The sequence below is a fragment of the uncultured Flavobacterium sp. genome (assembly GCF_963975515.1).
Taxonomy (GTDB): Bacteria; Bacteroidota; Bacteroidia; order Flavobacteriales; family Flavobacteriaceae; genus Flavobacterium.
Window position 1 is genome coordinate 1 of the sequence record NZ_CAXBGY010000007.1, and the last position, 11,921, is coordinate 11,921.

Consider the following 11,921-nt stretch of genomic DNA (forward strand, 5'->3'; position numbering starts at 1 on the left):
TCATTAAAACGATAATAGACTTTAAATAAAATCAATAAAAATAAGGCTTTCTCAACTGAGAAAGCCTTATTGCTTTTATAATAAAACCTAAATGTTTTACTCGAAATCAGTTAAGTATTAGCTCAAAAAAAAAAGCCCTTTTTAGGGCTTTTTTTAAATTTGTATAATATATTATATCTTATTATAAGCTTTTATTGCTTCTTTAAGAATTTGAACCGATTTTACTAAATCTTCTTTTTTAAGAACATAAGCAATTCTAACTTCATCTAATCCAACATTAGGGGAAGAATAAAAACCTGCAGCAGGAGCAACCATTACAGTTTCTCCATTTAAATCATACGATTCTAGTAACCATTGAGCAAAGTCATTTGCACTAACAATTGGTAATTTAGCAATACAGTAAAAGGCACCTTTTGGAGTAGCAACTTGAACGCCTTCTATCTTTAATAATTCTTCAATTAGTATATCTCGTCTTTCTTTATATTCTTCAATAACTTCATCAAAATAACTTTGTGGTGTATCTAAAGCTGCTTCACTAGCAATTTGTGCATATGTTGGAGGACTTAATCTAGCTTGAGCAAATTTCATGGCTGCAGCCATTACTTCTGTGTTTTTAGAAACAATACATCCAATTCTTGCGCCACACATACTAAAACGTTTAGAAACAGAATCAATCATTATTGCATGGTTTTCTAATCCTTTTACATTCATTACAGAATAGTGCTTAAAACCATCATAAGTAAACTCTCTATAAACTTCATCAGCAATCAAAAACAAATCGTGTTTAATTACAATTTTTGCCAGTTGATTTATTTCCTCTTCAGAATATAAATATCCAGTTGGATTTCCTGGATTACAAATTAAAATTGCTTTGGTTCTTGGTGTAATTAATTTTTCAAAATCTTCAATCGGAGGTAAAGAAAATCCAGTTTCAATACTTGAAATAACAGGAACTACTTTAACACCAGAAGCAACAGAAAAACCATTATAATTAGCGTAAAATGGTTCAGGAATAATAATTTCATCATCAACATCCATAGTGCTTCCTAAAGCAAAAAGTAAAGCTTCAGAACCACCAGTAGTTATGATGATATTTTGTGTATCAATAGGTATATTTTGATTTTTATAATATTTTGAAAGTTTCTCTCTATAGCTTTCAAAACCAGCAGAGTGACTGTATTCTAATACTTCAATATTCGCATTTTTAACAGCATCAAGGGCTACTTGTGGAGTTTTAATGTCTGGTTGACCAATATTTAAGTGATAAACCTTATTTCCTTTTTTCTTTGCAATTTCTGCATAAGGCACCAATTTTCTTATCGGTGATTCAGGCATTTGTGATCCTTTTTTTGAAATTTTTGGCATCTTAAGTTTTTTTTTTAAAATACAAAATTGCAACTTTTTTTTAAAATAAAACATGAATGTTGGTTTTAAAATGCTCAATTATCAAATTACTTTATTAACTTTATGAAAACTAATAGATATATGTATAAAACGAGGGTTTTGATTTTGCTTTTACTTGTTTCAAATATAGCTATTAGTCAAGTTGATAATCTTTGGCACTCAGATAAAGATAAAATTTCTATCCCTTTCGACTTTTCAAACAACTTAATAATTTTAGATGTACAAATAAATGCTGTTAATCTTAAAGTTATTTTGGATACTGGTACAGAAAAAAATATACTATTCAGTTTTCCTAGTAATGATAGTATTGAGCTTTTTAACCCTATAAAAACTAAAATATCTGGAGTTGGATCTGGAGAAACTATTGACGCATTAATTTCATCTAATAATAAATTAAAAATAAGAGAATTCGAAGATAATGATTTTACTGTTCTAATTTTAAACGAGAACAATATTAACTTTATTAGTAAGTTAGGAAAAGAAGTAAATGGAATAATTGGATATAGTTTTTTTAGAGATAAATTAATTGAAATTGATTATGATAGAAAGAAAATCATTATACATAAAAACAGAAATTATTTAAAAAAAAGAAAGTTTAGAAAATTTTCAAAACTTAAAATAGATTTAATAAACAATAAGCCATATGTTGAAATTAATTCAACATTTAATGATAAAAATTCACCACTTAAACTATTATTAGATACGGGTCTTAGTGATGGTTTATGGGTTTTTAAAAATGATTCATTAAAAATACCTGAACAATTTTTACAGGATTATCTAGGGTTTGGACTGGCTGGAGAAATACATGGAAAAAGAGCTAGAATTGAAAAACTGCAATTTTCAAATTTTGAATTTAAAGAAGTCTTGGTTGCCTATCCCGATTCAATATCTTTTAATAATATAAATTTAATCTTTGGCAGAAATGGTTCAATTGGTGGTGAATTATTAAAACGGTTTCATTTATTTATTGATTACAAAGAGGAGTTGTTGTATTTGAAGAAAAATCAATCCTATACTAATTTATTCAACTATAATATGTCTGGAATTGAAGTTCAGCATTCGGGAATAGAGCCTATTAAAGAAGAAATAAGATTAAACTCAGCAAGTTCTGAAGTTAATGCAATAGAATATGTTAAAAATAATTCTGAATATAGATATAATTATAGATTTATATTAAAACCAACCTTTGTTGTGTCTAATGTAAGAATTAATTCACCTGCAGCAAATGTTGGTTTATTACCAGAGGATAAAATAATTAGTATAAATAACAGAAAAGCATATAACTATACCATTCAAAAAATCAATGATTTATTCCAATCCGAAGATGGGAAAAAAATAAAAATGGAAGTTGAGCGAGAAGGTAAAATAATTGAAGTCATTTTTTACCTTAAAAAACTGATATAAAAAAAGCCTCAAATTAATGAGGCTTATTTATTTATTGTTCTAAAATTGATTTCTTTTTTTCAAGAAGATTGACTTCTTTTTTCTCAACAACTGTACCTTTAATTCTCAAGGTAACCATTCCGCTAGGAACATTCACTGCATTACTTTCAACCGTAATCGATTTACTAATTGGTCCAGGATTCATGTTATATTGAACTTCAATAAAGTCAGATTTCCCAGGCATAATAGGAGCAGATGGTTTAGTAGGAACCGTACAACCGCAAGTAGATTTAACATTTTTAATTTCTAAAGGTGCATCACCAGTATTCGTAAATTCAAACTTACGCTTACCATCATCTTCACCTCTAGTAACCGTTCCATAATTAATTGTTTCTTCTTTAAACTCAATCTTTGGGCCTTGAGCAAAGGCAACCGTTGAAATAAACAAAACTGCAATTAAATTAAGTAAATTTTTCATCATATTATTTTTTTAATTATTGTAAAATTAAACACTTTTGCAAAAAATACAAACAAATTAACTTTTTTTATTTTAGCTTATATCGTTACTTTTGCAAATAGTTAATTGCAAAAACAATACCAAACTCAATTTTCTCTATTTTTGGAGCATTAAGGCTTGGGCATTTTTAGAAACCATATTCCTGCCATTCATTATATCTTTTTTTTCAAAAAAGGATGCCATTACTGTCAGGGCTAGAAAGTTTTCATAAACCTTTTGTAATGGACAACAAATTTTTAAATAACAGACAACAGATAACAAAAAATATGATTCCAGCTCAATTCAACGCAAAAGAAGTAGAACAAAAATGGTACGATTACTGGATGAAAAACAAGTATTTTCATTCTAAGCCAGACGACAGAACTCCTTATACAATAGTAATTCCTCCACCAAACGTGACAGGAGTACTTCATATGGGTCATATGTTGAACAATACCATTCAAGATGTTTTAATTCGTCGTGCGCGTTTAAAAGGATTCAATGCTTGTTGGGTTCCTGGAACAGATCATGCATCGATTGCAACAGAAGCTAAAGTTGTAGCCAAACTAAAATCAGAAGGAATTAATAAAGCTGATTTAACGCGAGAAGAATTCTTAAAACACGCTTACGATTGGACTGACAAATATGGAGGAACTATTCTTGAGCAACTAAAACAATTAGGATGTTCATGTGATTGGGACAGAACGAAGTTTACTATGGACCCAGATATGTCAGCTTCTGTAATTAAATCTTTTGTGGATTTATACAATAAAGGAATGATTTATCGCGGTTACCGTATGGTAAATTGGGATCCAGAAGCAAAAACAACTTTGTCTGATGAGGAAGTAATTCACGAAGAACGTCAAGGTAAATTATACTATATCAACTATAAAGTAGAAGGTACAAACGATGTTTTAACTATTGCGACAACACGTCCAGAAACTATTTTTGGAGATTCTGCAATATGTATCAATCCAAATGATGAACGTTTTTCACATTTAAAAGGTAAAAAAGCAATAGTTCCTATTTGTAATAGAGTTATTCCTATTATTGAAGATGAATATGTGGATATCGAATTTGGAACAGGTTGCTTAAAAGTAACTCCAGCTCATGATGTTAACGATAAAGAATTAGGAAACAAGCACAATCTTGAAATCATCGATATTTTTAATGAAGATGCTTCGTTAAACAGTTTCGGTTTACATTTTCAAGGACAAGATAGATTTTTAGCTCGTGAAGAAGTTGCCAAAGAATTAGAAGCAAGTGGCGTTTTGGTAAAAACTGAAATCCACATGAATAAAGTTGGAACTTCAGAAAGAACTAAAGCAGTTATTGAACCAAGATTATCAGATCAATGGTTCCTTAAAATGGAAGATTTAGTAAAACCAGCTATAAAAGCAGTTTTAGAAACAGAAGAAGTTAAATTATATCCAAGTAAATTCAACAATACATACCGTCATTGGTTAGAAAATATTCGTGATTGGAACATTTCGCGTCAACTTTGGTGGGGACAACAAATTCCAGCGTATTTCTATGGTGATGGAAAAGAAGATTTTGTAGTTGCAGAAAATATTGAAGAAGCATTAATTTTAGCCAAAGAAAAAACTGCCAACTCATCACTGACCACTGCCAACTTGAAGCAAGATGCTGATGCTTTAGATACTTGGTTCTCATCATGGTTATGGCCAATGGCTGTTTTTGGAGGAATAATGGATCCAGAAAATGAAGAATTCAACTATTATTATCCTACAAATGATTTAGTTACTGGTCCAGATATTTTATTTTTCTGGGTAGCACGTATGATTATTGCAGGTTATGAATACACTGGAAAAAAACCATTCAACAATGTATACCTAACAGGTTTAGTTCGTGATAAACAACGTCGTAAGATGTCAAAATCATTAGGAAATTCTCCTGATCCATTAGAATTAATTCAAAAATTTGGTGCAGATGGAGTTCGTGTTGGATTACTTTTAAGTGCTTCAGCCGGAAACGACATCATGTTTGATGAAGAGTTATGTAATAATGGTAAAGCTTTCGCGAATAAAATTTGGAATGCGTTCAGACTAATCAAAGGTTGGGAAGTAGCTGATATTCCTCAGCCAGAAGCTTCTAAAATTGCAATTGATTGGTATGAAGCTAAGCTGCAACAAACCTTAGCGGAAATCGAAGATAACTTTGAAAAATACAGATTGTCTGACGCTTTAATGAACATATATAAATTAGTTTGGGACGATTTCTGTTCATGGTTATTAGAAATTATTAAACCAGCTTACCAACAACCAATAGACAAAGCAACGTTTGACAAAGCCATTGAATTGTTAGAAGCTAATTTGAAATTATTACATCCATTCATGCCTTTCTTAACGGAAGAAATTTGGCAATATATTGCAGAAAGAACTCCAGAAGAAGCATTAATTGTTTCTACTTGGCCAACAATGAAAGATACAAATGCTGATTTAATCGCTGAATTTGATTTTGCTGCTGAAGTTATTTCTGGAATTAGAACGATTCGTAAAGAGAAGAATATTGCTTTCAAAGACGTTATAGATTTAAAAATAATCAACAACGAAAAAGTAGCCACAAATTTTGATGCTGTAATTCTAAAATTAGGAAACATCGAAAATCTAGAATACGTTACAGAAGCTGTAGAAGGAACATTGACTTACAGAGTAAAATCAAATGAATACTTTATCCCAATTGCAGGAAATATTGATGTAGCTGCTGAAATTGAAAAATTAGAAGCAGAATTAAAATACACACAAGGTTTCTTAAAATCGGTTCAAGGTAAATTAAAAAATGAGAAATTCGTTGCTGGTGCACCAGAACAAGTTATTGCAAACGAACGTAACAAAGAAGCTGATGCTTTAGCTAAGATTGCTACAATAGAGCAAAGTTTGGCTAGTTTGAAGTAAACAAGAGAATTAAATAGATAAACTCCAATAAAGAATGAGTAATGAAAAAATAGTTCTTATTGCTTTAAGCATACTATATATACCTTTATTCTTATTGGAGTTTTTTTATTATATAAAACTTCTTAAAAGACCAAAACTAAATTTTAAAGTTACTTTTAAATATATAATAGCATCATTTATTGTTATAATAATAGGTATTCTTACGTTAAGCCATACGAATTACTTAAATTATGAAAAGCCAATTCCTTATAAAGATTACAACAACATTGATTTTAAAAAATTTAAAGGAATTGAACTCTTTCAAAAAGAATTATTTGGCAGTAAATATTTTGCTTATGTAGTTACTAGTATAGAAGTTGAATATGAAAAAGATAGTGTTTCAATAATTTCATATTTTCACCCATCTAGTTCTTTTGTTTATAATAAAGAATCAAGGTTTAAAGATTTACTAAAGCATGAATTATATCATTTTAAAATAACTGAATTATTTGCTAGGAAAGCTAAAGAAAAAATTTCTACATTTGAAAAAATTTCTAAAAAAGAAATTAATATAATAGTTGAAGAAATTGAACTTGAAGAAAGGAAGTTTCAAATAAAGTATGATTATGATACTCATCATAGCTTTATTTATAATAAACAAATTGAATATCAAAAAACTATCGACAGTTCACTCTTAACATTAAATAATTTCAAAAATCCAAAAATTAAAGTATATGAAAATTAATAAGTTAATGCTAATTCTTTTTGTAGCATTCATAGCATGTAATAATGAAGATCATAAATTTCCAATGGATAAAAGATTTTGGTCAACTGATGATTATCGGGATGCAGTTACAGAACTAAGGTTTGGTTATAATGAAGATGAAGAATTACCAAATTTTAATAATCCTGAAACTAAAGCTATTGTCGAAAAGCTTACTGATACAGAAAACTTTAATGTAGTGTTACAAGATAATGAATTAGGAGTTAAACATAAAAATGAAGTAGCACAAAGTTTTTTTACAGTATGGAAAGATATGACTGATATTTATGATATTCTTGACAAAAAAGATAAATATACTTATGAACTTGAATATTTAGAAACTTATAAGTTTGGATTAGAATTACAATTATCTTATTTCAAATTGGGAAATGAAGAAATATTAAAAAGTGTTGATGATCCTGATTCTGAATCTACAAAAAGAGTATTAGATTCAAATATTAGTACTTTAATTAGTAACTATACTTATTATCTTGACTTAGTTAATAGTGAAAATGCTTTTTCAGAAAATGGAAAAAAAGTATATGCTGAAAGTATTTCAGAGTATTTTTCTAAGCTTATCAATAATCATCCAAATTCTGATTATAGTGAGTTAAAATCAAAAAGCGTATTGCTTATTTCTAAATCAAATTCAGCAATAATAAAAAATTCTTTAGAAGAAATTAATAACTTGATTGATTCGAAAAAAATAAAAAGTATTGATAAGACTGAAGAATAAAGTTAAAAACTAATAAATCAAAAATCCCGTTTAGTTGTAAAACCAAACGGGATTTTTTTAATAAACTAACCTAATTTATTTTTTATCTTTTCCTCTATACTGCTTAAATAGAGTTCTTGTAAAATCTTCTTCTGCTTTTTTGAGTTGTAATACTTTTTTGGCACCAATAATTTCTTTAGCTTCTTTAACAAATTTCTTTCTTAAAGTTAATAATTCTTCATCAATAGATTCCATTTCTGAAAGAATAGTTGCTGCTTCTTTGTCATTCAGTTTATCTAAACCATCATCTTTGTATTTTTTCATGATAGTTCTCATTTTGTTATGACGTAATTCAAATTGTTTTTCGTCATAAGCATTGTAAATAGGCCAAAACTTTTCAGCTTCAGAAGAGGTAAGGCTTAATTCTTTAGTAATATAGGCTACTTTTAAAGCTTTTACTTTTTCTATTTTTTCTTTGCTAGGTTGTGCAATCGATACCATCGAAAACAAAATAACCATTAGTGTAATAAACTTTCTCATTTTTTTATTCGTTTAAATATAAATCAACATTTTGATAATTTTGTTCTAAATATAATTCTACAGCATCATCATTTAAAGCTAAACTTTCTTCAAGAGATGCAAAATCTTCATTGGTTAATTCGGTTGCAATTTCATAATTTGTCATAACTGGTTGCATAGCCAAATAAGTCTCAATAGTTTCATCTTCAACTACATTCGTTGTCGTGTTATTCATTGAAAAATAAATAGGTAACGCAATTGAAACTAATAAAACAGCAGCTATACTAGTCATCCAAACTCTTTTGTTTTGCCACAACGAAATGACTTTAGGTTCATTTTCAACAACTAATTGATTTAGCATTTTGCTTTCAAATTGTTCAAAATATCCTTCAGGGACTTTAAATCCTGTTTCTATTTTTTCATTATTTAGATTAAAATCTTTCATATATATAAGACTGTGTTTTTTGTAAATGGTTTAATTTGATTTTAAAAATTCTTCGATTTTTTTAGAAGCAATATGATAACTTGCTTTTAAGGCACCAACCGAAGTATCAAGAATTTGCGACATTTCTTCGTATTTCATTTCTTCAAAATATTTCATTTTAAAGACCAATTGTTGTTTTTCTGGCAAAATAGCAATAGCTTTCTGTAACTTTAATTGAATTTCATCACCTTCAAAATAAACATCACTTTCTAAATTATTTATAGCTTTACTTTGAACTTCTTCATTAGAAATACCACTTTTCTTAGCTTTCTGCTGTAAAAACGTCAACGATTCATTTGTGGCAATTCGATACATCCAAGAATATAATTTGCTATCACCTTTAAAATTCTTCACATTTGAAAACACTTTTATAAAGGTATTTTGAAGTACATCATCAGTATCATCATGGTTTAAAACAATGTTACGTATGTGGAAATATAAAGGCTTTTGATATAACTCCAATAGCTTTTTGAACGCATCATTTTGCGTTTTAGGGTTTGATAATTCCGATAAAAATGCTTTTTCGTCTTGCAAGTTTTAAATCATTTGTTGATAAGACTAAAGATATACAAAAAGGTTTAATATAATTTTTAAAAATCTTTTGTAGAATGTACCTTTGGCAAAACAACACTACAATGGTACAAACTGTAATTTTTGATATGGATGGCGTAATTGTTGACACAGAACCCGTTCATCAGTATGCATATTTTCAACATTTTCAACAACTAAATATTGAGGTTTCAGATGAGTTGTATAGAACTTATACAGGAAATTCAACTCGAAATGTTTTCCAAAAAATAAAAGCTCAATTTAATTTACATCATGAAGTTGAAGATTTAATTCAGACAAAAAGAAGTATTTTTAATGATGCTTTTGATACCAAAGAAGATTTATATTTAATTGAAGGAGTAGAAGATTTGATCAAAGATTTACATGCCAACGGAATTCAGTTAATCTTAGCGTCATCAGCTTCAAAAGTCACGATTGATAGAGTTTTTAATCGTTTTAACTTGAATCAATATTTTACGCACAAAGTTTCAGGAGAAGATTTTCCAAAATCAAAACCACATCCAGCTATTTTTGAGCATTCAGCTAGATTATCTATTGCTCCAAAAGAGAATTGTATCGTCATAGAAGACAGCACAAACGGAATAGAGGCTTCTGTTGCTGCAAATATTTATTGTATTGGCTATGATAGTTTACATTCCAAAGATCAAGATTTGTCGAAAGCGAATATTTTAGTAAAACATTTTAACGAGTTAAATGCTGAAATTATTAAGAATTTGAAGTAGTTAATATTTCCCCTCCTTTGGAGGGGTGCCCGTAGGGTGGGGTGGTTCTTTTATTGAAATTTATTACTAATTTTGAAATTTAGAAAACCACCCCGTCTTTCAGACACCCCTCCAAAGGAGGGGGAAGTTAGAATTATAATTAAATATTTTTTAAATTTCATATATGAATTCAATTGAAATACTAACTAATATAAATGGAGTTCCTATTAGAAGAAATTTTGTAGAAAATTTACCTTACAATCCTAAATTAAAATTAAGAGCAAGAGGTTTAAGAAAAGCAGGAGTTTTTTCTGAAGTGGTTTTTTGGAAGCATGTTAATAGAAAACAGTTTCATTCTATAGATTTTGATAGACAAAGAGTTATAGGTAATTATATTGTTGATTTCTATGTAAAAGCATTAGGTTTAGTAATCGAGATTGACGGATCAAGTCATAATAATAAAGAAGATTATGATATTAAAAGAGAAGAATTCTTAAAATCTGTGGGTTTAAAAATATTTAGAGTTTCAGATTTAAGAATAAAACATGATTTAGAAAATGTTTTGAAGGAACTTGAGGGTTTTGTGATTGAGAATTTTGGTGTTAATGATTAGTTTTACCACCCCGCCCTTTGGGCACCCCTCCAAAGGAGGGGAAAACTTTATCCTAAAACTTCTTTGTAAGTTTTTAAACAAAGTTCTCTAGCTTCTTTATGGTCAACAATTGGTTTTGGGTAATGAAGAGTTTCCAATTCAGGAACCCATTTTTTGATGTATTTTAAGTCTTTATCAAACTTCTTAATTTGTTCTGTTGGATTAAATATTCTGAAATAAGGAGCTGCATCAACACCTGAGCCTGCTGCCCATTGCCAATTTCCAACATTACTCGATTGTTCATAATCTAATAGTTTTTGAGCAAAATAAGTTTCACCCCATTTCCAATCGATTAGTAGGTGTTTACATAGAAAACTGGCTACAACCATTCGTACACGATTGTGCATGTGACCTGTTTTGTTTAGTTCTCTCATTCCAGCGTCTACCATTGGGTAACCTGTTTTTCCTTGACACCATTTTTCAAATAATTCTTCATTATTTTTCCACTTTATAGCATCGTATTTTGGTCTAAAACTCGAATTTACTGTATGAGGAAAATGCCATAAAATTTGCATGAAAAACTCTCTCCAAATTAATTCTTTTAAAAACGTTTCATTTTGAAAAGTTGAAGCATGATTTACCATTTTTCGAATTGAAACAGCTCCAAAACGCAAATGAGTTCCCAGCATTGAAGTTCCATTTAAAGCTGGAAAATTACGAGTTTCTTCATAATTTGAAATTACTTTATTGCTGATGTCAAAAGGTGTAACTTTTATTGAAGAAACGTCAAAGCCAATTTCTTTTAGACTTAAAAAAGGGTAGGAGTGATTGGTTATTTTATTTAACTTATCTTCAGAATTGTAATGCTTTAATTTGATTTTAGAAAGAGCTTCTTTCCATTTTTTGGAAAAAGGTGTATAAACTACATAAGGAGTTCCATCTTCTTTTACGACTTCACTTTTTTCAAAAATAACTTGATCTTTGCTGGTTTTAAATTCTACCTCATTGTCTTTAAATAACTGATTCATTTCCTTATCGCGTTTTCTGGCATAAGGTTCGTAATCGTGATTGGTGTAAACCGTTTTTATCTTATTTTCTTGAATTAATTTTTCGAAAATCGCTTTCGGTTCACCATGAAAAACCGCTAAAGATTTTCCGTTCTCTTGCAGTTTTTCTTGAATTTTGGATACTAATTCATAGATAAAGGAAACACGAGCATCATCTTTTGGTAATTCTGATAAAATTTTTTCATCAAAAATAAATATAGGTAATACCTTTTCGTCATCATTCAAAGCATGAAAAAGGCCTACATTATCTTCTAATCTTAAATCTCTTCTAAACCAAAATATGTTCATGTTCAATTCTTTGTTTCAGTTGTTTCAGTTTTTTTTTTGTTTCAA

General features: G+C 29.0%; 12 protein-coding genes. 6 read left to right on the plus strand and 6 right to left on the minus strand.

What is annotated here, in order from left to right:
• Positions 1-171 precede the first annotated feature (171 nt).
• Positions 172-1,365, minus strand: coding sequence for a pyridoxal phosphate-dependent aminotransferase (locus AAC008_RS08985; RefSeq protein WP_339888874.1), 1,194 nt, complete (start codon positions 1,363-1,365; stop codon positions 172-174).
• Positions 1,366-1,467: 102 nt separating this feature from the next.
• On the opposite strand from AAC008_RS08985, the gene AAC008_RS08990 reads away from it, so the two are divergent.
• Positions 1,468-2,808 (plus strand): PDZ domain-containing protein, encoded by a 1,341-nt coding sequence (locus AAC008_RS08990; protein ID WP_339888876.1) that lies wholly within the window; start codon positions 1,468-1,470, stop codon positions 2,806-2,808.
• A gap of 31 nt (positions 2,809-2,839) precedes the next feature.
• Here AAC008_RS08990 and AAC008_RS08995 read toward each other — a convergent pair whose 3' ends face one another.
• Entirely contained in the window at positions 2,840-3,265 is a 426-nt protein-coding gene (locus AAC008_RS08995; RefSeq protein WP_339888877.1) for a DUF1573 domain-containing protein, read from the minus strand.
• Between the two features lie 305 nt (positions 3,266-3,570).
• Between AAC008_RS08995 and AAC008_RS09000 the strand changes: the two genes are divergently transcribed.
• From AAC008_RS09000 to AAC008_RS09010, 3 genes are read left to right on the plus strand one after another with little or no spacing between them, the layout of a single operon-like run.
• A complete protein-coding gene (locus tag AAC008_RS09000; RefSeq protein ID WP_339889086.1) occupies positions 3,571-6,198 on the plus strand; it encodes a valine--tRNA ligase in 2,628 nt (875 codons plus the stop codon).
• 34 nt (positions 6,199-6,232) lie between these two features.
• On the plus strand, positions 6,233-6,922 hold the full coding sequence (locus AAC008_RS09005) for a hypothetical protein (protein WP_339888879.1): 690 nt from the start codon (positions 6,233-6,235) through the stop codon (positions 6,920-6,922).
• Positions 6,912-7,676, plus strand: a complete 765-nt coding sequence (locus AAC008_RS09010; RefSeq protein WP_339888880.1) for a hypothetical protein — start codon at positions 6,912-6,914, stop codon at positions 7,674-7,676. Before AAC008_RS09005 ends, AAC008_RS09010 begins: the two co-directional genes overlap by 11 nt.
• A gap of 75 nt (positions 7,677-7,751) precedes the next feature.
• Here AAC008_RS09010 and AAC008_RS09015 read toward each other — a convergent pair whose 3' ends face one another.
• The 3 genes from AAC008_RS09015 to AAC008_RS09025 are packed head-to-tail and all read right to left on the minus strand — an operon-like array spanning position 7,752 to position 9,192.
• Positions 7,752-8,195, minus strand: a complete 444-nt coding sequence (locus tag AAC008_RS09015; RefSeq protein WP_339888882.1) for a sensor of ECF-type sigma factor — start codon at positions 8,193-8,195, stop codon at positions 7,752-7,754.
• Between the two features lie 4 nt (positions 8,196-8,199).
• Positions 8,200-8,619: a hypothetical protein gene (locus AAC008_RS09020; protein WP_339888883.1), complete on the minus strand. Its 420-nt coding sequence runs from the start codon at positions 8,617-8,619 to the stop codon at positions 8,200-8,202.
• Positions 8,620-8,649: 30 nt separating this feature from the next.
• Positions 8,650-9,192 carry a sigma-70 family RNA polymerase sigma factor gene (locus tag AAC008_RS09025; protein ID WP_339888885.1) on the minus strand — a complete coding sequence of 181 codons (543 nt, stop codon included), beginning with the start codon at positions 9,190-9,192 and terminating at the stop codon, positions 8,650-8,652.
• Between the two features lie 101 nt (positions 9,193-9,293).
• On the opposite strand from AAC008_RS09025, the gene AAC008_RS09030 reads away from it, so the two are divergent.
• Positions 9,294-9,950 carry an HAD-IA family hydrolase gene (locus AAC008_RS09030; RefSeq protein ID WP_339889088.1) on the plus strand — a complete coding sequence of 219 codons (657 nt, stop codon included), beginning with the start codon at positions 9,294-9,296 and terminating at the stop codon, positions 9,948-9,950.
• Positions 9,951-10,113: 163 nt separating this feature from the next.
• Positions 10,114-10,542 carry a DUF559 domain-containing protein gene (locus tag AAC008_RS09035; RefSeq protein ID WP_339888886.1) on the plus strand — a complete coding sequence of 143 codons (429 nt, stop codon included), beginning with the start codon at positions 10,114-10,116 and terminating at the stop codon, positions 10,540-10,542.
• A 47-nt stretch (positions 10,543-10,589) separates the two neighbouring features.
• Here the strand turns inward: AAC008_RS09035 and AAC008_RS09040 are convergent, their stop codons facing one another.
• On the minus strand, positions 10,590-11,876 hold the full coding sequence (locus AAC008_RS09040) for a deoxyribodipyrimidine photo-lyase (protein WP_339888887.1): 1,287 nt from the start codon (positions 11,874-11,876) through the stop codon (positions 10,590-10,592).
• Positions 11,877-11,921: the final 45 nt, after the last annotated feature.